Below are 22,012 nucleotides of genomic sequence, written 5' to 3' on the forward strand. Positions count from 1 at the left end.
CACTCTGTGTTTTCTGGGCAGTGTCAGTTGGTTATAAGGGTCGGATATAAATCTGCTGATAAGGTCTATCCCATCTTGGCGCTATCGCCGTACAGCGAACCGCCGACACTTGCTCAAGGAATCTCCTGCATGCTGGTCGTAACACTTGGAGGCAGTCCCAGCCAGCGTTCCCGCTCTGGGGTCTTGCTGGATAAAACCCGTCAGTGGCTGCAACAGCAGGGCGTGGAAGTGGTGAGTTACCAGGTACGGGACTTCCCGGCTGAAGACTTGCTGCATGCGCGCTTCGACAGCCCCAAGGTCATTGACCTGCTGCAACAAGTCGCCAATGCCGACGGCCTGGTGATCGCCACGCCGGTGTACAAGGCGTCGTTTTCCGGTGCGTTGAAGACCGTACTGGACCTGCTGCCAGAACGCGCCCTGGCCCATAAAGTAGTGTTGCCGATGGCAACCGGCGGCAGCATCGCCCACATGCTGGCGGTGGACTACGCCCTGAAGCCGGTGCTGTCGGCGCTCAAGGCTCAGGAATTGCTCCACGGTATTTTTGCCGAAGACAGCCAGATCGCCTATGGCGAAGGCAGCGTCCAGGCGCAGTTGGTGCCGGTACTCGAACAGCGTCTGCACGAAGCCCTGGAGCAGCTCTACAGCGCCATGGCGCGCCGGCCAAAACCGCTGGACCCTGACGTATTGAATGAACGTTTGTTGAGTGCTCGCTGGAGCATCTGAGCCTCACCCCGAAAAGCTGGAAACCCTCACCTTACTCAGCCGACAACGGCCAAGCAGGTGCAGCCAAAACCCTAATCGCACAGTTGGAGAGAGCGCCATGCGCACTGTCATCTTGCGTCGTGGTCTGGTCGCACTCTTTGCTGCGGCTGTGTCCTTCGGCGCCATTGTTCAAGCCCACGCCGCCGAGACCTTGCGGATCGGTTATCAGAAGTACGGCACCCTGGTGCTGCTCAAGGCCAAGGGCACCCTGGAAAAACGCCTGGCCGCCCAAGGTGTGCAGGTGCAGTGGACCGAGTTTCCCGGTGGCCCGCAATTGCTCGAGGGCCTGAACGTCGGCTCCATCGACTTCGGCGTTACCGGCGAAACCCCTCCGGTGTTCGCCCAGGCGGCTGGCGCCGATCTGCTCTATGTCGCCTACGAGCCACCCGCGCCTACCAGCGAAGCGATCCTGGTGCCCAAGGACTCGCCAATCAAATCGGTGGCCGAGCTCAAGGGTAAAAAGGTTGTGCTCAACAAAGGCTCCAACGTGCACTACCTGCTGGTGCGCGCCCTGGAAGACGCCGGCCTCAACTACACCGACGTGAAGACCGTATTCCTGCCGCCCGCCGATGCCCGTGCCGCGTTCGAGCGTGGCAGCGTGGACGCCTGGGTGATCTGGGACCCGTACCAGGCCGCCGCCGAGAAGCAACTGCAAGCGCGCACCCTGCGAGACGGCACCGGGATTGCCGACAACCATCAGTTTTACCTCGCCACCAAGCCCTACGCCGAACAACACCCGCAAGTGATCAAGGCGTTGGTGGAAGAAGTGCGTGCGGTAGGCGAATGGTCCAAGGCCAACCCGCAGGAAGTGACTGAGCAGGTCGCCCCATTGCTCGGCCTGCCGGCAGATATCACCCTCACTTCGGTGAAACGCCAGGGCTATGGCGCGCTGTTTTTGACCCCGGAAGTGGTCGCCGCCCAGCAGAAAATCGCCGACAGCTTCTACCAACTCAAATTGATCCCCAAGCCCTTGAGCATCAAGGACGTGATCTGGACGCCACCCGCCGCGGTTGCCAAAGCGCCGTAATCCGATTTCATTCAGGAGACAACTCCATGAGCCTCAATATTTTCTGGTTCCTGCCCACCCACGGCGACGGTCATTACCTTGGCACCGCCGAAGGCGCCCGCGCCGTCGACCACGGTTATTTGCAACAAGTGGCCCAGGCCGCTGACCGCCTGGGTTTCGGCGGTGTGTTGATCCCTACGGGTCGCTCCTGCGAAGACTCGTGGTTGGTGGCAGCCTCGCTGATCCCCGTGACCCAGCGCTTGAAATTTCTGGTTGCCCTGCGCCCCGGGATCATCTCCCCGACCGTGGCCGCGCGTCAGGCCGCGACCCTGGACCGACTGTCTGGAGGTCGTGCGCTGTTCAACTTGGTCACCGGTGGCGATCCGGAAGAACTGGCAGGCGACGGTTTGTTCTTGAGCCATGAAGAACGCTACCAGGCGTCGGTGGAATTCACCCGCATCTGGCGCCGTGTCCTGGAAGGCGAGACCGTGGACTACGACGGCGAACATATCAGCGTCAAAGGCGCCAAATTGCTCTACCCACCGATTCAACAGCCACGCCCGCCGCTGTATTTCGGGGGTTCCTCCGAAGCCGCCCAGGACCTGGCGGCCGAACAAGTGGAGATGGTGCTGACCTGGGGCGAGCCGCCGGCAGCCGTCGCGGAAAAGATCGCGCAGGTACGCGCCAAAGCCGCAAAGCTGGGGCGCACGGTGCGCTTCGGTATTCGCTTGCACGTGATCGTGCGCGAAACCAACGACGAAGCCTGGAAAGCCGCCGACAAACTGATCTCCCACCTGGACGACGAGACTATTGCCCGCGCCCAGGCGTCTTTGGCGCGTTTCGATTCGGTGGGCCAGCAACGCATGGCAGCCTTGCATGGCGGTAGCCGTGACAACCTGGAAGTCAGCCCCAACCTGTGGGCCGGCGTCGGCCTGGTACGTGGCGGCGCGGGGACGGCGCTGGTGGGCGATGGCCCAACGGTTGCGGCGCGGGTCAAGGAGTACGCGGACCTGGGTATCGATACCTTTATCTTCTCCGGTTATCCACACCTGGAAGAGTCGTATCGGGTGGCGGAGCTGTTGTTCCCGCACCTGGATATCGAACGTCCCGAGCTGCCCAAAAGCGCCGGCTACGTCAGCCCGTTCGGCGAGATGGTTGCCAACGACATCCTTCCCAAAGCTGCGTCACAGAGCTGAGGCGCCGTTATGGACTTAGAAAAAATCAGCCATCGCGTGGCGCCCTGGGTGCTACCGATCTTATTGCTGGCGGTGTGGCAGTTGTCGGTGTCGGCGGGTTGGTTGTCGACGCGCATTCTGCCAGCGCCGAGCGCGGTGATCGAAGCCGGGGTGGACCTGGTGGTCAGCGGCGAAATCTGGACGCACCTGGCCATCAGCGGCTGGCGCGCCGGCCTGGGTTTTGTGATCGGTGGCAGCATCGGTCTGGCCCTGGGCTTTATCACCGGGCTGTCGAAGTGGGGCGAGCGCTTGCTTGACAGCTCCGTGCAGATGATCCGCAACGTGCCGCACCTGGCGCTGATTCCGCTGGTGATCCTGTGGTTCGGCATCGATGAGACCGCGAAGATTTTCCTGGTGGCCCTGGGCACCTTGTTCCCGATCTACCTGAACACTTACCACGGCATCCGCAACGTCGACCCGGCGCTGGTAGAGATGTCGCGCAGCTATGGCTTGTCCGGTTTCAGCCTGTTCTGGCAAGTGATCCTGCCGGGCGCGCTGCCGTCGATCCTGGTGGGGGTGCGCTTTGCCCTGGGCTTCATGTGGCTGACGCTGATCGTGGCGGAAACCATCTCGGCCAGTTCCGGTATCGGTTACCTGGCAATGAATGCCCGTGAATTCCTGCAAACCGACGTGGTGGTGCTGGCCATCGTCATGTACGCCATCCTCGGCAAACTGGCCGACCTGGCAGCCCGTGGGCTGGAACGTGTGTGGCTGCGCTGGCACCCGGCGTATCAAGTCAAAGGAGGTGCAGCATGACCGCTCAACAACCTCCGCGCTTGTTGAAGGGCATCCCGTTGGCGGTGCGCAAATTGCGCAAGGCCTTTGGTACCCGCGAAGTGCTCAAAGAGATTGACCTGCATATTCCCGCAGGGCAGTTCGTGGCCGTGGTCGGCCGCAGTGGTTGCGGCAAAAGTACCTTGCTGCGCCTGTTGGCGGGGCTGGACAACGCCAGTGGCGGCGAGCTGCTGGCCGGCTCCGCGCCACTGCACGAAGCGATTGAAGATACGCGGTTGATGTTCCAGGAAGCGCGTTTGCTGCCCTGGAAAAAGATCATCGACAACGTCGGCCTGGGCCTCAAGGGCGACTGGCGCCCCAAAGCGCTGGAGGCGCTGGAAGCGGTCGGCCTGGCCGAGCGCGCCAATGAGTGGCCGGCGGCGTTGTCCGGCGGCCAGAAACAGCGCGTGGCACTCGCCCGGGCGTTGATCCACCAACCGCGCTTGTTGCTGCTCGATGAGCCGCTGGGCGCACTGGATGCCCTGACCCGCATCGAGATGCAGCAACTGATCGAGAACCTGTGGCGCAAGCACGGCTTCACGGTGCTGCTGGTGACCCATGACGTCAGCGAAGCCGTGGCAATTGCCGACCGCGTGATTCTGATTGAAAACGGCGAAATCGGCCTCGACCTGAACATCGACCTGCCACGCCCACGGGCCCGTGGTTCACACCGCCTGGCCGCGCTGGAAGCCGAAGTGCTCAACCGCGTGCTGTCGCTACCCGGTTCCCCACCGGAACCCGAACCTGTTTCACCGCTGCCGACGCAATTGCGTTGGGCTCAATAACTCACACAGGAAAAACATCATGACGATTAAAGCCATCAACGTGCGTAACCAGTTCAAAGGCACCATCAAGGAAATCGTGGTCGGCGACGTGCTGTCGGAAATTGACGTGCAGACCGCGTCCGGCATCGTCACCTCGGTGATCACCACCCGTTCGGTCAAGGAGCTGGAGCTGGTGATCGGCAGTGAGGTGATTGCCTTTGTGAAGTCCACTGAGGTGTCGATTGCCAAGTTGTGATTGGCGTCGGCCTTGAGGCCGCTTTCGCAGCGATGCGGCGACCCGACAAGCCAGCTCCCACATTTGAATGCATTCACCTATCAAAATGTGGGAGCTGGCTTGCCTGCGATGAGGCCGGCCCAGGCAACACTGCATTCAGCGCTTGGGCAGGTAGGCCGGCAAATAAAGCCCCACATACGCATCAAACACCCGCATCCCTTCCTCCGCCATGCGCGGCGTAATCAGCCCATGCTGATGCACCGAGCGCGCGTACACGCGGTCGCTCAACTCCAACGCCAGGGCAAACACATCCACGTCGCTCGGTAGCGTTGGCACTTCAAAGTGGCGATTGAACACCGCCAGCATCAAGTCGCCCAATTCCAGATCATGCTGGCGATCGGCCTGGGTCACTTCGGTCAACCCATGCTGGGCCAGGATCAACTGGCGTGCCGCGGCATCGTTGCTGTAGATGCTGAGCATGCGTTGTTCGACGATGTAGGACAGGTCGCGCCAATGCTTGAGTGATTCATGCTCGATGGGCGCCTGGATGGCAGCGCGAAAGGCCGCGTGAATGTCAGCGGTCAGCGCCTCCAGCAATGCCGGCACACTGGCGAAAAAGTGGTACACCGACGACGGCGGAATCTGTGCTCGTTCGGCCACGCTGTAGATCGACAAACTGGCCACGCCTTCGGCGGCCAGCAAGGTGCGGGCGGCGTCGAGGATCGCATCGATCCGGGCCTGGCTGCGGGCGCGGGGTTTGCGAACAGTGGCGGGGCGGGTGGTCATGGATGTCTCCTACAAGGCAGCGGGCATTGTATGAGCAGGAAGGTGTGTTGTCTGCCAAACCGCCTTCGCGAGCAAGCCCGCTCCCACATTTAACTGTATTCCAAAGTTGAAACCCGACCCCTGTGGGAGCGGGCTTGCTCGCGAAGAGGCCAACTCGGTCTACCGGTAGAAACCCATAAAAAAACGCCACTGACCAAAATCAGCGGCGTTCTTTTATTGCAGCAACCGCTTACACGGTATGCAGGTACCAGTTGTACTCAAGGTCGGAGATGGAGTGTTCAAACTCCTCCAGCTCACTTTCCTTACAGGCGACGAAGATATCGATGTATTTAGGATCGATGTACTTGGCCATCACCTCGCTGTCGTCCAACTCGCGCAAGGCATCGCGCAGGTTGTTCGGCAGGCTCTGCTCGTTCTGCTCGTAGCTGTTGCCTTCCACCGGAGCGTTCGGCTCGATCTTGTTGGTCAGGCCGTGGTGCACGCCCGCCAATACCGAGGCCATCAGCAGGTAAGGGTTGGCATCGGCGCCGGCCACGCGGTGTTCGATACGCACGGCATCGGACGAGCCGGTAGGTACGCGAATCGCCACGGTGCGGTTATCCAGGCCCCAGCACGGCGAGTTCGGCACGTAGAACTGTGCGCCGAAACGACGGTAGGAGTTGACGTTGGGGCACAGGAACGCCATTTGGGCGGGTAGGGTCTCCAGCACACCGCCGATCGCGTGACGCAATGCGGCGTTCTGCTCGGGATCCTCGCTGGCAAAGATATTCTTGCCGTCCTTGTCCAGAATGGAGATGTGTACGTGCAAACCATTGCCTGCCTGGCCTGGGTAAGGCTTGGCCATGAAGGTGGTGTCCATCTCATGGTCGTAGGCGATGTTCTTGATCAGGCGCTTGAGCAGTACCGCGTAATCGCAGGCCTTGATCGGGTCGGCAACGTGGTGCAGGTTCACTTCGAACTGCGCCGGGGCACTTTCCTTGACGATGGCGTCCGCCGGGATACCTTGCTCCTTGGCACCTTCCAGAATGTCCTGGAGGCAGTCGACGTATTCGTCGAGGTCGTCGATCAGGTAGACCTGTGTAGAGTGCGGGCGTTTGCCGGAGATCGGCGAGCGGGGCGGTTGTGGGCGGCCGTTCACGTTCTCCTGGTCGATCAGGTAGAACTCAAGCTCGAAGGCGGCGCAGATGGTCAGACCGAGGTCGTCAAACTTGGTAACAACTTGGCGGAGCACTTCGCGCGGATCGGCGAAGAAAGGTTCACCTTCAAGTTCGTGCATGGTCATCAGCAGTTGCGCGGTAGGGCGCTTTTGCCAGGGCTCATTGCACAGGGTGTCGGGGATTGGATAACAGATTCGGTCAGCATCACCGATGTCCAGGCCCAGGCCGGTGCTTTCCACCGTAGAGCCGTTGATATCCAGAGCAAATAAAGAGGCAGGCAGGTTAATGCCCTTCTCGTAAACCTTGTGGAGGCTGGTGCGTTCGATGCGCTTACCGCGCACCACACCATTCATATCCGCAATTAGAAGGTCTACGTACAGAACCTCAGGATGATCCTTAAGGAACGCGTTCGCTTCGTTAAGCTGAACGGCACGCGGGGGTACCGACATGATGCAACACCTTTGTTGTTAAAAATATCAATCATTGATCTTTTCTGGTTTCAGTCAACCCGAACGGCCTGCTGAAGTCAAGCGAGGCATTTTTTGCCCTAAAAAAGCGCCATGAAGGCTTTTTTGCGGCGTTTTGGGGCGGTTTTTTGGGTTTGGGGGGCTTGGGACCTGCAGGCTTGAGCGGGCCGTGTAGGATTTTTTACGGGGGTGTTGTGTAAAAAAATGAACAAGGCTAAGCTCGATTCAAACCCATAACAGCAATAATACCGGGGTGCTTCATGTTTCACCTGCCGCCAATCGGCGTCTCTGCCTGCTTCAGCCAGGCTTTGTCTGCAGCTCGTTCGCCCCGCGTGAATGCCCAGGCACCGGCCAATATTCTTGACGGCCCGGCCGATCTCCTTTTTGCCATCTCCTACGCCACTGACCGGGCCTCATCCGCCGTGCCGATCATAATTGCGCACAACTTTGGCCTGAGGAATGCAACCCATGGGCAAATGGCAGGTAAGCTCCTACCCTGAATGAAAAAACGACGCGGATGCTGCGTCAACCAACGCCTGGCCTTTAATGGATGCCAGGAAACCCAGCCCAGAGGCATTTATGAGTAACAACCTCGACCAGCTCACCGATTGGTTGAAAGACCACAAGATCACAGAAGTCGAATGCATGATTGGCGACCTCACCGGTATTACCCGGGGCAAGATCTCGCCGACCAACAAGTTCATTGCTGAAAAAGGCATGCGCCTGCCCGAGAGCGTTCTGTTGCAGACCGTGACCGGCGACTATGTCGAAGACGACATCTATTACGAATTGCTCGACCCGGCCGACATCGACATGATCTGCCGCCCCGACCAGAACGCGGTATTTCTGGTGCCGTGGGCCATCGAGCCGACCGCCCAGGTGATCCACGACACCTACGACAAGCAAGGCAACCCGATCGAGCTGTCGCCGCGCAACGTGCTCAAGAAAGTCCTCAAGCTCTACTCCGACCGCGGCTGGCAGCCCATCGTGGCCCCGGAGATGGAGTTCTACCTGACCAAGCGCTGCGAAGACCCGGACTTCCCGCTGCAACCGCCGATTGGCCGCTCCGGCCGCCCAGAAACCGGTCGCCAGTCCTTCTCTATAGAAGCGGCCAACGAATTCGACCCGTTGTTCGAAGATGTCTATGACTGGTGCGAACTGCAGGAGCTGGACCTCGACACCCTGATCCACGAGGACGGCACCGCGCAGATGGAAATCAACTTCCGTCACGGCGATGCCCTGTCCCTGGCCGACCAGATCCTGGTGTTCAAGCGCACCATGCGTGAAGCCGCGCTCAAGCACGACGTGGCCGCCACCTTCATGGCCAAGCCCATGACCGGCGAGCCCGGCAGCGCGATGCACCTGCACCAGAGCATCATCGACATCGCCACCGGCAAGAACGTCTTCTCCAATGAAGACGGGACCATGAGCCAACTGTTCCTCAACCACATTGGCGGCCTGCAGAAATTCATCCCTGAATTGCTGCCTTTATTCGCCCCCAACGTGAACTCGTTCCGCCGCTTCCTGCCCGACACCTCGGCGCCGGTGAACGTGGAATGGGGCGAAGAAAACCGCACCGTCGGCCTGCGCGTACCGGATGCCGGCCCGCAGAACCGCCGCGTGGAAAACCGCCTGCCGGGCGCCGACGCCAACCCGTACCTCGCGATTGCCGCCAGCCTGTTGTGCGGCTACATCGGCATGGTCGAAGGCCATAACCCGAGCGCGCCGGTGGTGGGCCGTGGTTACGAGCGACGCAACCTGCGTCTGCCGTTGACCATCGAAGACGCCCTGGAACGCATGGAAAACAGCAAGACCATCGAGAAATACCTGGGGCAAAAATTCATCACAGGCTACGTCGCGGTCAAGCGGGCCGAGCATGAAAACTTCAAGCGCGTGATCAGTTCGTGGGAGCGGGAATTCCTGCTCTTCGCCGTCTGATGCGCCGGGCGCGTCCTTCAAACGGCGCGCCCTTCACTGAAAAGTCTAGGAGATTGGTATGTCCAGCAACAACCCGCAAACCCGTGAATGGCAAGCCTTGAGCAATGATCACCACCTGGCGCCGTTCAGCGACTTCAAGCAATTGAAAGAGAAAGGCCCAAGGATCATCACCAAAGCCCACGGCGTTTACCTGTGGGACAGCGAAGGCAACAAGATCCTCGACGGTATGGCCGGCCTGTGGTGCGTGGCGATCGGTTACGGTCGCGATGAACTGGCCGATGCCGCCGCCAAGCAAATGAAAGAACTGCCGTACTACAACCTGTTCTTCCAGACCGCACACCCGCCGGTATTGGAGTTGGCCAAGGTCATTTCCGATGTTGCGCCGGCCGGCATGAACCATGTGTTCTTCACCGGCTCTGGCTCCGAAGGCAACGACACCATGTTGCGCATGGTCCGCCACTACTGGGCGATCAAGGGCCAGCCCAACAAGAAAACCATCATTGCCCGCAAGAATGGCTACCACGGCTCTACCGTGGCCGGCGCCAGCCTGGGCGGCATGACCTATATGCACGAGCAGGGCGACTTGCCGATCCCGGGCATTACCCACATCGCCCAGCCGTACTGGTTTGGCGAAGGCGGCGACATGAGCCCCGAGGAATTCGGTGTGTGGGCGGCCAACCAGTTGGAAGAGAAAATCCTGGAGCTGGGCGTGGACAACGTCGGCGCCTTTATTGCCGAGCCGATCCAGGGCGCCGGTGGCGTGATCGTGCCGCCCGCCACGTACTGGCCGCGCATCAAGGAAATCCTCGCCAAGTACGACATCCTGTTTGTCGCCGACGAAGTGATCTGCGGTTTCGGCCGTACCGGTGAGTGGTTCGGTAGCGATTTCTACGACCTCAAGCCACACATGATGACCATCGCCAAGGGCCTGACTTCGGGCTACGTGCCCATGGGCGGCCTGATCGTGCGCGACGAAGTGGTGGCGGTGCTCAACGAAGGGGGCGATTTCAACCACGGCTTTACCTATTCCGGTCACCCGGTCGCTGCGGCTGTGGCCCTGGAAAACATCCGCATCCTGCGCGATGAAAAAATCGTTAACCGTGTGCACGAAGAAACGGCACCGTATTTGCAGAAACGTCTGAGGGAACTGGGCGATCATCCGCTGGTGGGTGAAGTACGCGGCGTCGGTATGCTCGGTGCGATCGAGCTGGTGCAGGACAAGGCGACGCGCAAGCGTCATGAAGGCAAAGGCGCCGGCATGATCTGCCGAACCTTCTGCTTTGAAAATGGCCTGATCATGCGCGCCGTGGGCGACACCATGATCATTTCGCCGCCACTGGTTATCAGCAAGGCTGAAATCGACGAACTGGTGACCAAGGCCCGTCACTGCCTGGACCTGACTTTGGCTGCCTTGCAGGGCTAAGTGCTAGGCTCAGTGCGCGGTGTACTGGGCAGTTACAAATGCAGGGGCTTTGGTTGAAAGCCGGCCCCTGAACTTGCCAGACTGTCGCCCTGTTTTGTTGCCCTTCGGTTGGGCCGTAAAACATACAACGCTTGTGGCCCAAAAAAGAAAAAATTGGAGCATCACCAAATGAAGGCATTAGGTTTGAAGAACGCTGGCAAGACCCTCCTCGCCTTGTCGCTGATGGGCGCAATGGCGGGCGCGGCCCAGGCAGACAGCAAAGTGCTGCACGTCTACAACTGGTCCGACTACATTGCACCGGACACCATCGCCAACTTTGAAAAAGAGTCGGGCATCAAAGTGGTGTACGACGTTTTTGACAGCAACGAGACCCTGGAAGCCAAGTTGCTGGCAGGCAAGTCCGGCTACGACATCGTCGTGCCGTCGAACAACTTCCTCGCCAAGCAGATCAAAGCCGGTGTCTATCAGGAACTGGACAAGTCCAAGCTGCCTGCCTATAGCAACCTGAACGCATCCCTGCTCAAAGCCGTGTCGGTCAGCGACCCGGACAACAAGCACGCCTTCCCGTACATGTGGGGTTCGATCGGCATCGGCTACAACCCGGAGAAGGTCAAGGCTGCGCTGGGCGTGGACAAGATCGACTCGTGGGATGTGCTGATGAAGCCAGAGAACATCGCCAAGCTGAAAAGCTGCGGCGTGAGCTTCCTCGATTCGCCGACCGAAATGCTGCCGATTGCTTTGCACTACCTGGGCCTGCCGACCGACACCCAGAAGAAAGCCGACCTCAAGCAGGCTGAAGACCTGTTCTTGAAGATCCGTCCTTCGATCGGCTACTTCCACTCCTCCAAGTACATCTCCGACCTGGCCAATGGCAACATCTGCGTGGCCGTGGGTTACTCGGGTGACATCCAGCAGGCCAAGTCCCGTGCCGCTGAAGCCGGTGGCAAAGTCAAAGTTGCCTACGACATTCCGAAAGAAGGTGCCGGCAGTTTCTTCGACATGGTTGCCATCCCTAAAGATGCGGAAAACGTCGACGCTGCCTATGCATTCATGAACTACCTGCTCAAACCTGAAGTGATGGCGAGCATCACCAACAGCGTGCGTTTCCCGAACGGTAACGAGAAGGCCACCGCACTGGTAGACAAAGACATCACCAGCGACCCGGGCATCTACCCGGCCGCTGATGTGCAGGCCAAGCTCTACGCAATTGCTGACTTGCCGGCTGCTACTCAGCGTGAAATGACCCGTAGCTGGACCAAGATCAAATCCGGTAAATAACGCAAAAACCTGTAGGAGCGAGCTCGTGTGGGAGCGGGCTTGCTCGCGAATGCGCAGTGTCAGCCAGCATATGTATCAACTGATACGCCGCTTTCGCGAGCAAGCCCGCTCCCACACAAAACAGCTCTCACAAATTAAATGACAGAAAGTTTTGCCGGATCGGTTTATCGACGGTAAGTTGCGCGCCGGTTTTGTTGCCGGGCAACAACTTCAAGGCCCCAACTATTCAAGAGGACCTCCACTTGCCAATTTCTTTATTTCGCAAAGCCATGCTGGTGGGTGCAGGTATCACGCTGGCTGCCAGCGTGCAGGCCGCACCGACGGTGCATATTTATAACTGGTCGGATTACATCGGCCCCGACACCCTGGCCAACTTCGAAAAGGCCAGCGGTATCAAGCCCGTGTATGACGTGTTTGACTCCAACGAAACCCTGGAAGGCAAGTTGCTCGCCGGGCGCACCGGCTACGACGTGGTGGTGCCGTCCAACCATTTCCTGGGCAAGCAGATCAAGGCCGGGGCGTTCCAGAAGCTCGACAAGTCACTGCTGACAAACTACGCCAACCTCGACCCGGTACTGCTCAAGCGCCTGGAAAAGAACGACCCGGGCAACCAGTACGCGGTGCCGTACCTGTGGGGCACTAACGGCATTGGCTACAACGTCGACAAGGTCAAAGAAGTGCTGGGTGTCGACAAAATCGACTCCTGGGCTGTGTTGTTCGAACCGGAAAACATGAAGAAGCTGGCCACTTGCGGCGTGTCGTTCATGGACTCGGCCGATGAAATGCTGCCGGCGGTACTCAACTACATGGGCCTGGACCCCAACAGCACCAACCCGGCCGACTACAAGAAAGCCGAGGAAAAACTGCTGAAAGTGCGGCCCTATGTGACCTACTTCCATTCCTCCAAATACATCTCGGACCTGGCCAACGGCAACATCTGCGTGGCGGCCGGTTTCTCCGGCGATGTGTTCCAGGCCAAGGCTCGCGCAGCAGAGGCGGGCAAAGGCGTGAACATCGCCTACACGATTCCCAAAGAAGGCGGCAACCTGTGGTTCGACGTGCTGGCGATTCCCAAGGATGCCAGCAACGTCAAGGAAGCCCACGCCTTCATCAACTATTTGCTGCAGCCTGAGGTGATCGCTCAGGTCAGCGATCAAGTCGGTTACGCCAACCCTAACCCAGGGGCGGACAAACTGATGGAGCAATCGATACGCACTGACGCAGCGGTTTACCCACCGCAGGCGGTTCTCGAGCGGACATTCGTCAACTTTGAGCTACCCCCGAAAGTGCAGCGTTTAATGACCCGTAGCTGGACCAAGGTCAAGACGGGCAAGTAAGGCTCAAACTATCCAAGGCTGGCCCGCATTGGGCCGGCTGCACAGTTTTTTTTGGGAGTTTCGTAAATGGCAGTTGCCTCCGGCGCCTATAAGAAAGCCCTCGAGGGCGACCAGACACCGAAAAAGGTGCTGGTCAAAATCGACCGGGTCACGAAGAAGTTCGACGAGACGATTGCCGTGGACGATGTGTCCCTGGAAATCAAGAAAGGCGAGATCTTCGCCTTGCTCGGCGGTTCGGGTTCGGGCAAATCCACCTTGCTGCGCATGCTTGCAGGTTTCGAGCGCCCAACCGAAGGTCGCATCTACCTCGACGGTGTGGACATCACCGACATGCCGCCCTACGAGCGGCCGATCAACATGATGTTCCAGTCCTACGCCCTGTTCCCGCACATGACCGTGGCGCAGAACATCGCCTTCGGCCTGCAACAGGACAAGATCCCCAAGGCTGAAGTCGACGCACGCGTGGCCGAGATGCTCAAGCTGGTGCAGATGAGCCAGTACGCCAAGCGCAAGCCGCACCAGTTGTCCGGCGGCCAGCGCCAGCGTGTGGCGTTGGCCCGCTCCTTGGCCAAGCGCCCGAAACTGCTGCTGCTCGATGAGCCGATGGGCGCGCTGGACAAGAAGCTGCGCTCGCAGATGCAACTGGAGTTGGTGGAGATCATCGAGCGCGTTGGGGTGACCTGCGTGATGGTGACCCACGACCAGGAAGAGGCCATGACCATGGCCGAACGCATTGCGATCATGCACCTGGGCTGGATCGCCCAGATCGGCAGCCCCATCGATATCTACGAAACCCCCACCAGCCGCCTGGTGTGCGAGTTCATCGGCAACGTCAACATCTTCGACACCCAAGTGGTGGACGACGCTGAAGGCCACGCGGTGCTCAAGTGCCCGGACCTGGACCGCGACATCTACGTGGGCTACGGCATCGCCACCTCGGTGGAAGACAAGTCGGTGACCTACGCCATTCGCCCGGAAAAGCTGCTGGTGACCACCGAAATGCCGACCTGCGAGCACAACTGGTCCAGCGGCAAGGTGCACGACATCGCCTACCTGGGCGGCCACTCAGTGTTCTACGTGGAGCTGCCGAGCGGCAAGCTGGTGCAGTCCTTCGTCGCTAACGCCGAACGCCGTGGCCAACGCCCAACCTGGGGTGACCAGGTGTACGTATGGTGGGAAGACGACAGCGGCGTGGTACTTCGCTCATGAACATGAAGAAATTCAAGCGGCGCTTGGATCGCATCGTGCCCAATGGCAAGCAGGTGGTCATCGGGATTCCCTTCCTCTGGCTGTTCCTGTTTTTTGCACTGCCGTTTTTCATCGTGCTGAAAATCAGCTTTGCCGAAGCCGATGTGGCGATCCCGCCCTATACCGAGATCTATACCTACGTTGAGCAAAAGTTGGAGGTGGTGCTGAACCTGGCCAACTACAGCTTGCTGGCGGGCGACGAGTTGTACATTGCCGCTTACCTTGGCTCGTTGAAGATGGCGTTTTTCAGCACGCTGCTGTGCCTGCTGATCGGCTACCCGATGGCCTACGCCATCGCCACCGCGCGCAAAGAGATGCAGACCGTGCTGGTGCTGCTGATCATGATGCCCACCTGGACCGCGATCCTGATCCGGGTGTATGCGTGGATGGGCATCCTCAGCAACAACGGCCTGCTCAACGGCTTTTTGATGTCCATGGGCTTGATCAACGAGCCACTGCAGATCCTCAACACCAACATCGCGGTGTACATCGGTGTGGTCTATTCGTACCTGCCGTTCATGATCCTGCCGCTGTACGCCAACCTGGTGAAGCACGACCAGAGCCTGCTGGAAGCCGCTTCCGACCTGGGGTCGAGCACCTTCAACAGCTTCTGGAAAATCACCGTGCCGCTGTCCAAGAACGGCATCATCGCCGGTTGCATGCTGGTGTTTATCCCGGTGGTGGGCGAGTTCGTGATTCCTGAACTGCTCGGCGGCCCGGAAACCCTGATGATCGGTAAGGTGTTGTGGCAAGAGTTCTTCAACAACCGTGACTGGCCGGTGGCGTCTGCCCTGGCGGTGGTGATGCTGGCGATCCTGATCGTACCGATCATCCTGTTCAACCGCAGCCAAGCCAAAGAGTTGGAGGGCAAGATATGAAGCGCTTTCGTTTCTCCAGCTTCATGCTGGTCGCAGGGTTGTTGTTCATCTACCTGCCGATGTTGATCCTGGTGATCTACTCGTTCAACGAATCCAAACTGGTGACGGTGTGGGGCGGATGGTCGATCAAGTGGTACGTGGGCCTGTTGGACAACACCCAGTTGATGGGCTCGGTGGCCCGCTCCCTGGAAATCGCCTGCTACACGGCGGTGGCGGCGGTGGCGTTGGGTACCCTGGCAGCCTTCGTGCTGACGCGCATCAGTCAGTTCAAGGGCCGCACGCTGTTCGGCGGCCTGGTGACGGCGCCGTTGGTGATGCCGGAAGTGATCACCGGTCTGTCGCTGTTGCTGCTGTTCGTGGCCATGGCGCAGATGATCGGCTGGCCCCAGGAGCGTGGCATCGTCACCATCTGGATCGCCCACACCACCTTCTGTGCGGCGTATGTGGCGGTGGTGGTGTCGGCGCGCTTGCGTGAGCTGGACCTGTCGATTGAAGAAGCAGCGATGGACTTGGGCGCACGGCCGTGGAAGGTGTTCTTCCTGATCACTATCCCGATGATTGCGCCGTCGCTGGCGGCGGGCGGGATGATGTCGTTCGCGCTGTCCCTGGACGACCTGGTACTGGCCAGCTTCGTGTCGGGCCCCGGTTCCACCACCTTGCCGATGGAAGTGTTCTCTGCGGTGCGCCTTGGGGTTAAACCCGAGATCAACGCCGTGGCGAGCCTGATTCTGTTGGCGGTGTCGCTGGTGACCTTCCTGGTGTGGTTCTTCAGCCGTCGGGCCGAAGAACATCGCAAGAAGGCCATTCAGCAGGCAATTGAAGAAGCGGCGGCGGATGGCTGGCAACAGCCGGACAAACGCCGGGCGCCAGCACCGGTCTAATCAGGCCTGCCTGAAGAAACCGGATCAAAATGTGGGAGCGGGCTTGCTCGCGAATGCTGAGTCTCAGTCACCAGATGTCTCGACTGATCCACCGCATTCGCGAGCAAGCCCGCTCCCACATTTGATTGCATTCCAGGTTGATTACGCAGCCCACGGCGACGTGCGGATCACCTGCACAAAATTCATCGGCTTGAACCCAGGCTCCTGGTCCACCAGCACATCGGTCTTCACGTTGCCAAACGTGGTCTGCGGGCGATGGCGCAAGCCGTCGGCGAACGCGCAGATGATGCACTCCTTGAACCCTTCACCCCGTGGATGTGCATGCACCACCGCTTCGCGCTGCACGCTGCTGAACGCGGCGTAGTCCATGCCCAGTACGTCCATCTCCACACCAGCGGTCACCAGCGCTACGGTGGGGCGCAGGTGTTTCGGCACGCCTGGCGTGGTATGCAGGGCGATGGACAACCACACTTGTTCGATATCGTCATCGCTCAACCCATAAGGCTTGAGGAACGCGGCGGCGGCGTTGGCGCCGTCCACTTCGAAACGCTCATCGTCACTGCGGTGGCCTTCCACCAGGCCCAAGTCATGGAACATCGCGCCAACGTAGAGCAACTCCGGGTTGTAGGCCAATTGCTTGCGCTCACCGCTCAAGGCGCCGAACAGGAAGACCCGGCGCGAATGGTGGTAGAGCAGGTCGGACTCGACGTCACGGATGTATTCGGTGGTGGCCCTGGCCAAGGCGCTGTCAGGAATCTGGATACCGGCTATGGTGGTGCTCATGGTGGATCTCCTCTGGAAAGATTCCAGTCTGGTCCCATGACCCTGGAGCGGCTATCACCACAGGGAGGCGATCCCGGCCAATGTGCCGCCACATCGTGCCAAGCATGTAGGCGATCCCCTGTGGGAGCTGGCTTGCCTGCGATAGCATCACCTCGGTGTACCTGAGGTACCGAGTCGTCTGCATCGCAGGCAAGCCAGCTCCCACAAGGGGGGCGCGTTTATCCAGTTGGAAAAAGGTGTTTGTGAGTATGGGCAAAACCGTTGCCATCCTGATCTTCCCCGGGGTCCAGTCGCTGGACGTGACCGGGCCGATGGATGTGTTCTGCGAGGCCAACCGCTTCCTGGCGCCCGAGGATCACTATCGGCTGGAAGTGCTCGGCTTCGGCCACGGCGCCATGGCGGCCTCCAACGGTTTGTCATTGCAGGCGCACAAGCACTACAGCGAAGCTCGGCAACCCTACGACCTGCTGCTGGTCGCCGGTGGCCCGCAGTTACCCTTCGACGATTTCGGCCCCGAGTTTGACGCCTGGCTGCGCACTGCCGCCGCTAAGGCACAGCGCTTCGGCTCGATCTGCAACGGCGCCTTTATGCTGGCCCGTGCGGGCCTGCTGGACGGCAAGACCGTCACTACCCACTGGAATGACGCCGCCAGCCTGGCGCGCCTGTGCCCCTCGGCCCAGGTCGAAGCCGACCGTCTGTATGTGCAGGACGGCAAGCTCTACACCTCCGCCGGGGTCACGGCAGGTATCGACCTGTCGCTGTACTTGCTGGCCCAGGATCACGGCCCGGAAGTCGCGCTGAGCGTGGCCAAGCGCCTGGTGGTGTTCACCCAGCGCTCGGGCGGGCAATCGCAGTTCAGTCCGTTCCTCACGCCCCATGCCGAGACCACCTCGGCGGTGGCGCTGGTGCAACTGTACGTGCTGGCCAATCTGACGGGAGACTTGACCATTGCCGACCTGGCCAAGGCGGCCAATATGAGTGCGCGCAATTTCTCCCGGGTGTTTGCCCGTGAAGCGCGGATTACGCCGGCGGAATTTGTCGAGAGGGCGCGCGTGGATGCGGCGCGGGTGATGCTTGAAAGCAGCCACGCACCGCTTAAAACCGTGGCCTATCAATGCGGCTTTCGCGACGCCCAGCACATGCGCAGTGTGTTCAACCGCCGGCTGGGCGTCACGCCGCAACAGTTCAGGCTTAACTTTGCGGCGCCGGTTTGAGCGTGTCGTAGGCTTCCAGGGCGCGCAGCGAGTAGATGTAGGCCGCGCCTGCATTCAGCGAGATCGCGGTGGCCAGCGTGGCCGCCACTTCTTCGCGGGTTGCCCCGGCCTTGATGGCGGCATCGGCATGTACGCCGATGCAACCGTCGCAGCGGGTGGTGATCGCCACGGCGATGGAAATCAGTTCACGGGTCTTGGCGTCGAGTACATTGTTTTCCTCGGCAGCTTCCCCCAGCGCCATGTAGGCTTTGACCATCTTCGGGTTGCTCTTGCCCAGGGAGCCAAAGGCTTTCTTCACGGTAGGCAGCAAGTCGGACCAGTTATTGAACATTGCAGTAACTCCTGAACAGGTTGGGTGTGAAGCCAGTCTGCGCCGTTCAGGGCTGGGGCTATTGTTCAATCCGCTCATCTTTTTGACCGATATTCGCAAATGAATGCCATCGACACCCTTATCGCGCTGGCCAACCTGCGCGGCAGCCTGGATTTGCGTTGCCAGTTCCAAGGGAACTGGGCGCTGGACCATGCGCCGGAAAACCTCGGGGTGGCGCCGTATCACATCGTGCTCAGCGGCACCTGCCGCGCCGAGTTGTCTGGCGGGCAGTGTGTGACGCTGGAGGAGGGCGATATCCTGCTGATGCCCGGTGGCGGTACCCACCTGCTGCGCAGCCAGGGCGCGCGCATCCGCCCGATGCAGCCTCGCGTTATCGACGGTGGGGTGCTGACCGTGCACCGTTTGGGCGGCGAACAGCCGGATGTGGATATGCTGTGTGGCAGCTTTCACTACAACCGCCAGTCGCTGTTGTTCGATGCGTTGCCGGACTATCTGGTGGTGTCCAGCCGCCAGTGGCAGGGTGATGGGCAATTGGCGGCGTTGATCGCCTTGCTGCGCAGCGAAGCGGACGGGCAGCAATTGGGCGCCCGTTCGTTTATCAATGCGCTGTCGTCGGCCCTGTTCACCTTGATCCTGCGCAGTTGGTTGAGCGACCAGGCGCCAGTGGCGGGTACCTTCGCCTTGCTCGCTGACAAGCGCTTGAGCAAGGCCTGGCAAGCCATGCTGGCTGAACCTGGGCATGAGTGGACCATCGACAGCCTGGCGTTGGCGGCCAGCATGTCCCGCGCCACCTTTATGCGTGCGTTCGTCAAAGTGGCAGGCGTATCGCCCTGGGTGCTGCTCACTCAGTTGCGTATGGAGAGGGCGTTCAACCTGCTGCGTCAGTCACGCCTGAGCCTGATCGATATCGCCGCCCAGGTGGGGTATCAGTCCCAGGCGGCATTCAGCAAGAAATTCAAGGACACCTACGGCCAAGCGCCAGGGCGCATGCGGGCAGGCTAGCCCCATGCCTGTAGGCGCGAGCTTGCTCGGGAAGAACGCACAGGCGCCGCGTTCATTCAGGAAGCGCGCGTTAGCGTTGACGTTTTCGCGAGCAAGCTCGCTCCTACAGACAGGGGGTCGGGTAGGTTGGTCCTTATCGGGCGGGCAGCAGTTTCAAGGTGCCGCGGGTATTGGCCGTCACTTCCTCGTCACTGAAGTGCGCCTGCTCGTACCTTCCCTCGATATAGCTCTGCGCCTGGTCGCCATAGTGCGTATCAAACGGCACGCCGCTTTGCCCCACCGGGTTGATGGTGAGGGCGTGGGTCGGGTCGGCGAAGTCGATCAGGCGTCGTGTCGACGGGCCGTAGGTCACCGGCCACGGTGCCGGGCCAATTGGGGCGGTCTGGTTGTTTGGCACTTCGTGGCTGCCCGGCGCCGGGAACGGGCCGACGTTGAAGATCTTATCCAGCGGCTTTTGCAGGCCCAGCGGGTGGCCGTGGGTCAAGGTGTGCGCCTTGCCCCACTGCCACTGCGCCGGGTCATCGCCGAACGTCGCCTTGAGGTGGGCCAGGCTGTTGTCCCAGGCGAGCTTGACGGTATCGGCGCGGTTGCCGTTCCACCAGGGCGAGTCTGCCGATGCGGCCAGGCGTGGCAAGGCGGCGTCGATCACGCGGGTGCCGAGCAGGGTCTTGAACAAGGCATCGCCGAGTTTGGGGTGAAAGGTCGCGTCGCTAAGGTTGAACAGCAACTGGTTGAACAGCGTGGCACTGGTGGAGTCCAGCGGGTAGTCACCCTTCCAGTTGGCAAGCTGTTCCACCAATTTGAGTTGCGCCGGGTCCTTGACCACCTCGCGCAGCACCGGCAACAGCGGCGCCAGCAGGCGTGGGCCATAGGCGGTGGTGGTACCCAGTTGCAGGGCCTGGCTGTTGGTCACATCCCACTTCACGCTTGTGTCGCTCAACTGCGCGTTCAGCTGCTGGCCGCGATCAGCCAGGTTGTAATAGCCGGGGATCGGCATGCCGGTGGGCGATGCCGGCTGGGCATTGGCGGACACCACATAGCCGCGCGGCGGATTTTCTTCCTGGGGGTTGGCACTGAAGGGGTAGAAACCCAGCTTGTCGGCTTGGGCGGTACTGCCGTCGAGGACGAACGCCGGGTTGACGCCAGCCGGGCGGATCGGCAACTGCGCCGCCGCCCACCAGCCGATATCGCCCTTGGCATTGGCCCACACGATGTTCAGGCCCGGCGCCGAGACCTTCGCGGCCGCGGCACGCGCCTTGGCCAGGGTATCGGCACGGTTGAGCTGATAGAAACCATCGAGGATCGGGTTTTCGCTGTCGAGGAACGCCCACCACATGGCAATTGGTGTGCTGCCGGCGTTCTCACCGAGCACGTCGTTGATGATCGGGCCGTGGGGCGAGCGGCGCAGGGTGAGGGTCACCGGCGCCTGGCCCTTGACCTGGATCTGCTGCTCGCTGCTGCTCATGTCCACCCATTGGTCGTGATACCAAACCTGGTTGGGGTTGTTTGGGTTGACCTTCTCGGCGACCAGGTCGAGGTCGTCGTTCTGGAACATGGTCAGGCTCCAGCCGAAGTCCTGGTTGTGCCCCAGGAACGCCACCGGTACCAGCGCGTTGTGGTAGCCGTACAACTCAAAGCCTGGCGCCGACAACTGCGCTTCGTACCACACCGAAGGCACCGAAAAACGGATATGCGGATCACCCGCCAGCAACGGCTTGCCGCTTTGGGTATGGCTGCCGCTGACGGCCCAGGCATTGCTGCCTTCGAACTGCGGCAGGCCGTTATCGGCCAGGGCCTGTTCGCTCAGGGCGGCGATGGCGCCAAGGGTCTGCCAGTCGCTGGCCGCCAGATTGAGGGCGCCCTTGGGTTGCCAGTCCAGATCGAAGACCTTCAAGTAGTCGCTGCCCAGCCGGTCGCGCACATACGTCAGCACCGGCTCGGTGCGAAAGGCGGCGGCAAAGCTGTAGGCCATGTACCCGGCGACGCTGATGCTGTCTTCGGCGGTAAACGGGCGCTTGGCGATGCCCAGCACATCGAACTCCATAGGGCTGGCGTGGCTGTCCTGATACTGGTTGATCCCGTCCAGGTAGGCTTGCAGGGCCTTGGACGAGGCTGAGCCAGGGTCCATGTGCTCCACGTAGCTCAAGGCACGCTCGCGAATGCGCAGGCTGCGAAACAGTTTGTCGGTTTCCAGCAGCTTGGGCCCCAGCACCTCGGCCAGCTCGCCACGGGCCAGGCGCCGCATGATCTCCATCTGGAACAGGCGGTCCTGGGCATGCACGTAGCCCAGGGCGCGGTACAGGTCGGCTTCGTTTTCGGCGCGGATATGCGGTACACCACGGTCGTCGTAGCGCACCGTGACCGAGCCTTGCAGGTGCGCCAGCGTCACCGTGCCCTGGCGCGTAGGTTGTTTGCTGTAGACGTACCAACCGGCGCCCAGGGCGACCAGCACAATCAGCACCGCAAAAACCTGCAAGACGCGCTTCATGAACATTCCTTACCAGAGTGGGCGG

Annotated in this window: 21 protein-coding genes; 16 read left to right on the forward strand and 5 right to left on the reverse strand. The window is 60.6% G+C overall.

Translation table 11 applies throughout. From position 1 onward, the window contains the following. The first annotated feature begins 129 nt into the window (after positions 1 to 129). The 6 genes from ssuE to MF6394_RS20845 all read left to right on the forward strand — a co-directional run bounded on the left by ssuE (position 130) and on the right by MF6394_RS20845 (position 4,797). Positions 130 to 723 carry an NADPH-dependent FMN reductase gene (gene ssuE / locus MF6394_RS20820; RefSeq protein WP_014720392.1) on the forward strand — a complete coding sequence of 198 codons (594 nt, stop codon included), beginning with the start codon at positions 130 to 132 and terminating at the stop codon, positions 721 to 723. Between the two features lie 97 nt (positions 724 to 820). Continuing rightward, complete coding sequence (locus MF6394_RS20825) at positions 821 to 1,789, forward strand: sulfonate ABC transporter substrate-binding protein (protein ID WP_034134016.1); 969 nt, start codon at positions 821 to 823, stop codon at positions 1,787 to 1,789. 26 nt (positions 1,790 to 1,815) lie between these two features. Continuing rightward, on the forward strand, positions 1,816 to 2,964 hold the full coding sequence (ssuD, locus tag MF6394_RS20830) for an FMNH2-dependent alkanesulfonate monooxygenase (RefSeq protein WP_003195260.1): 1,149 nt from the start codon (positions 1,816 to 1,818) through the stop codon (positions 2,962 to 2,964). 9 nt (positions 2,965 to 2,973) lie between these two features. Further along, the gene (gene ssuC, locus MF6394_RS20835) at positions 2,974 to 3,759 is read left to right on the forward strand and encodes an aliphatic sulfonate ABC transporter permease SsuC (RefSeq protein WP_078467452.1); all 786 of its coding nucleotides are present in this window, start codon (positions 2,974 to 2,976) and stop codon (positions 3,757 to 3,759) included. Next, complete coding sequence (gene ssuB, locus MF6394_RS20840) at positions 3,756 to 4,562, forward strand: aliphatic sulfonates ABC transporter ATP-binding protein (protein WP_044269683.1); 807 nt, start codon at positions 3,756 to 3,758, stop codon at positions 4,560 to 4,562. The genes ssuC and ssuB overlap by 4 nt, the downstream gene beginning before the upstream one ends. A 19-nt stretch (positions 4,563 to 4,581) precedes the next feature. Beyond that, entirely contained in the window at positions 4,582 to 4,797 is a 216-nt protein-coding gene (locus tag MF6394_RS20845) for a TOBE domain-containing protein (RefSeq protein ID WP_003176783.1), read from the forward strand. Positions 4,798 to 4,932: 135 nt separating this feature from the next. Here MF6394_RS20845 and MF6394_RS20850 read toward each other — a convergent pair whose 3' ends face one another. Together MF6394_RS20850 and MF6394_RS20855 are read right to left on the reverse strand one after the other, a co-directional pair. After that, complete coding sequence (locus MF6394_RS20850) at positions 4,933 to 5,562, reverse strand: TetR/AcrR family transcriptional regulator (protein WP_003195254.1); 630 nt, start codon at positions 5,560 to 5,562, stop codon at positions 4,933 to 4,935. A 229-nt stretch (positions 5,563 to 5,791) separates the two neighbouring features. Continuing rightward, a complete protein-coding gene (locus tag MF6394_RS20855; protein ID WP_003195252.1) occupies positions 5,792 to 7,168 on the reverse strand; it encodes a glutamine synthetase family protein in 1,377 nt (458 codons plus the stop codon). A 278-nt stretch (positions 7,169 to 7,446) separates the two neighbouring features. Between MF6394_RS20855 and MF6394_RS20860 the strand changes: the two genes are divergently transcribed. The 8 genes from MF6394_RS20860 (at position 7,447) to MF6394_RS20895 (ending at position 16,169) form a co-directional block, all read left to right on the forward strand. Next, on the forward strand, positions 7,447 to 7,686 hold the full coding sequence (locus tag MF6394_RS20860) for a hypothetical protein (protein WP_078467453.1): 240 nt from the start codon (positions 7,447 to 7,449) through the stop codon (positions 7,684 to 7,686). Between the two features lie 79 nt (positions 7,687 to 7,765). Then, the gene (locus MF6394_RS20865) at positions 7,766 to 9,124 is read left to right on the forward strand and encodes a glutamine synthetase family protein (protein WP_003195249.1); all 1,359 of its coding nucleotides are present in this window, start codon (positions 7,766 to 7,768) and stop codon (positions 9,122 to 9,124) included. Between the two features lie 58 nt (positions 9,125 to 9,182). After that, the gene (locus tag MF6394_RS20870; RefSeq protein WP_003195247.1) at positions 9,183 to 10,547 is read left to right on the forward strand and encodes an aspartate aminotransferase family protein; all 1,365 of its coding nucleotides are present in this window, start codon (positions 9,183 to 9,185) and stop codon (positions 10,545 to 10,547) included. A 183-nt stretch (positions 10,548 to 10,730) separates the two neighbouring features. Beyond that, the gene (locus MF6394_RS20875; protein ID WP_044269694.1) at positions 10,731 to 11,825 is read left to right on the forward strand and encodes a polyamine ABC transporter substrate-binding protein; all 1,095 of its coding nucleotides are present in this window, start codon (positions 10,731 to 10,733) and stop codon (positions 11,823 to 11,825) included. Between the two features lie 242 nt (positions 11,826 to 12,067). Further along, positions 12,068 to 13,162 carry a polyamine ABC transporter substrate-binding protein gene (locus MF6394_RS20880; RefSeq protein WP_014720384.1) on the forward strand — a complete coding sequence of 365 codons (1,095 nt, stop codon included), beginning with the start codon at positions 12,068 to 12,070 and terminating at the stop codon, positions 13,160 to 13,162. Positions 13,163 to 13,228: 66 nt separating this feature from the next. Then, on the forward strand, positions 13,229 to 14,371 hold the full coding sequence (locus MF6394_RS20885) for an ABC transporter ATP-binding protein (protein WP_003195240.1): 1,143 nt from the start codon (positions 13,229 to 13,231) through the stop codon (positions 14,369 to 14,371). Beyond that, the gene (locus tag MF6394_RS20890; RefSeq protein WP_003195238.1) at positions 14,368 to 15,288 is read left to right on the forward strand and encodes an ABC transporter permease subunit; all 921 of its coding nucleotides are present in this window, start codon (positions 14,368 to 14,370) and stop codon (positions 15,286 to 15,288) included. The genes MF6394_RS20885 and MF6394_RS20890 overlap by 4 nt, the downstream gene beginning before the upstream one ends. Next, the gene (locus MF6394_RS20895; RefSeq protein ID WP_003195236.1) at positions 15,285 to 16,169 is read left to right on the forward strand and encodes an ABC transporter permease subunit; all 885 of its coding nucleotides are present in this window, start codon (positions 15,285 to 15,287) and stop codon (positions 16,167 to 16,169) included. The genes MF6394_RS20890 and MF6394_RS20895 overlap by 4 nt, the downstream gene beginning before the upstream one ends. Positions 16,170 to 16,310: 141 nt before the next feature. Here MF6394_RS20895 and MF6394_RS20900 read toward each other — a convergent pair whose 3' ends face one another. Further along, positions 16,311 to 16,952 carry an HD domain-containing protein gene (locus tag MF6394_RS20900; RefSeq protein WP_047712031.1) on the reverse strand — a complete coding sequence of 214 codons (642 nt, stop codon included), beginning with the start codon at positions 16,950 to 16,952 and terminating at the stop codon, positions 16,311 to 16,313. A gap of 248 nt (positions 16,953 to 17,200) precedes the next feature. On the opposite strand from MF6394_RS20900, the gene MF6394_RS20910 reads away from it, so the two are divergent. After that, complete coding sequence (locus MF6394_RS20910; protein WP_047712030.1) at positions 17,201 to 18,166, forward strand: GlxA family transcriptional regulator; 966 nt, start codon at positions 17,201 to 17,203, stop codon at positions 18,164 to 18,166. Here the strand turns inward: MF6394_RS20910 and MF6394_RS20915 are convergent. After that, on the reverse strand, positions 18,144 to 18,497 hold the full coding sequence (locus tag MF6394_RS20915) for a carboxymuconolactone decarboxylase family protein (protein ID WP_034128991.1): 354 nt from the start codon (positions 18,495 to 18,497) through the stop codon (positions 18,144 to 18,146). The genes MF6394_RS20910 and MF6394_RS20915 overlap by 23 nt on opposite strands. Before the next feature lie 99 nt (positions 18,498 to 18,596). On the opposite strand from MF6394_RS20915, the gene MF6394_RS20920 reads away from it, so the two are divergent. After that, on the forward strand, positions 18,597 to 19,499 hold the full coding sequence (locus MF6394_RS20920; protein WP_044269675.1) for an AraC family transcriptional regulator: 903 nt from the start codon (positions 18,597 to 18,599) through the stop codon (positions 19,497 to 19,499). 133 nt (positions 19,500 to 19,632) lie between these two features. Here MF6394_RS20920 and MF6394_RS20925 read toward each other — a convergent pair whose 3' ends face one another. Beyond that, complete coding sequence (locus MF6394_RS20925; protein ID WP_078467454.1) at positions 19,633 to 21,987, reverse strand: penicillin acylase family protein; 2,355 nt, start codon at positions 21,985 to 21,987, stop codon at positions 19,633 to 19,635. Between the last annotated feature and the right edge of the window lie 25 nt (positions 21,988 to 22,012).

Origin of the sequence: Pseudomonas sp. MF6394 (assembly GCF_002018845.1) — a bacterium.
GTDB lineage: Bacteria > Pseudomonadota > Gammaproteobacteria > Pseudomonadales > Pseudomonadaceae > Aquipseudomonas > Aquipseudomonas lactis.

Excerpts from the sequence above, each read along its gene's own strand:
- ssuE (WP_014720392.1), top strand. The coding sequence starts at position 130 with ATGCTGGTCGTAACACTTGGAGGCAGTCCCAGCCAGCGTTCCCGCTCT.
- MF6394_RS20825 (WP_034134016.1), top strand. The coding sequence starts at position 821 with ATGCGCACTGTCATCTTGCGTCGTGGTCTGGTCGCACTCTTTGCTGCG.
- ssuD (WP_003195260.1), top strand. The coding sequence starts at position 1,816 with ATGAGCCTCAATATTTTCTGGTTCCTGCCCACCCACGGCGACGGTCAT.
- ssuC (WP_078467452.1), top strand. The coding sequence starts at position 2,974 with ATGGACTTAGAAAAAATCAGCCATCGCGTGGCGCCCTGGGTGCTACCG.
- ssuB (WP_044269683.1), top strand. The coding sequence starts at position 3,756 with ATGACCGCTCAACAACCTCCGCGCTTGTTGAAGGGCATCCCGTTGGCG.
- MF6394_RS20845 (WP_003176783.1), top strand. The coding sequence starts at position 4,582 with ATGACGATTAAAGCCATCAACGTGCGTAACCAGTTCAAAGGCACCATC.
- MF6394_RS20850 (WP_003195254.1), bottom strand. The coding sequence starts at position 5,562 with ATGACCACCCGCCCCGCCACTGTTCGCAAACCCCGCGCCCGCAGCCAG.
- MF6394_RS20855 (WP_003195252.1), bottom strand. The coding sequence starts at position 7,168 with ATGTCGGTACCCCCGCGTGCCGTTCAGCTTAACGAAGCGAACGCGTTC.
- MF6394_RS20860 (WP_078467453.1), top strand. The coding sequence starts at position 7,447 with ATGTTTCACCTGCCGCCAATCGGCGTCTCTGCCTGCTTCAGCCAGGCT.
- MF6394_RS20865 (WP_003195249.1), top strand. The coding sequence starts at position 7,766 with ATGAGTAACAACCTCGACCAGCTCACCGATTGGTTGAAAGACCACAAG.
- MF6394_RS20870 (WP_003195247.1), top strand. The coding sequence starts at position 9,183 with ATGTCCAGCAACAACCCGCAAACCCGTGAATGGCAAGCCTTGAGCAAT.
- MF6394_RS20885 (WP_003195240.1), top strand. The coding sequence starts at position 13,229 with ATGGCAGTTGCCTCCGGCGCCTATAAGAAAGCCCTCGAGGGCGACCAG.
- MF6394_RS20890 (WP_003195238.1), top strand. The coding sequence starts at position 14,368 with ATGAACATGAAGAAATTCAAGCGGCGCTTGGATCGCATCGTGCCCAAT.
- MF6394_RS20895 (WP_003195236.1), top strand. The coding sequence starts at position 15,285 with ATGAAGCGCTTTCGTTTCTCCAGCTTCATGCTGGTCGCAGGGTTGTTG.
- MF6394_RS20900 (WP_047712031.1), bottom strand. The coding sequence starts at position 16,952 with ATGAGCACCACCATAGCCGGTATCCAGATTCCTGACAGCGCCTTGGCC.
- MF6394_RS20910 (WP_047712030.1), top strand. The coding sequence starts at position 17,201 with ATGGGCAAAACCGTTGCCATCCTGATCTTCCCCGGGGTCCAGTCGCTG.
- MF6394_RS20915 (WP_034128991.1), bottom strand. The coding sequence starts at position 18,497 with ATGTTCAATAACTGGTCCGACTTGCTGCCTACCGTGAAGAAAGCCTTT.
- MF6394_RS20920 (WP_044269675.1), top strand. The coding sequence starts at position 18,597 with ATGAATGCCATCGACACCCTTATCGCGCTGGCCAACCTGCGCGGCAGC.
- MF6394_RS20925 (WP_078467454.1), bottom strand. The coding sequence starts at position 21,987 with ATGAAGCGCGTCTTGCAGGTTTTTGCGGTGCTGATTGTGCTGGTCGCC.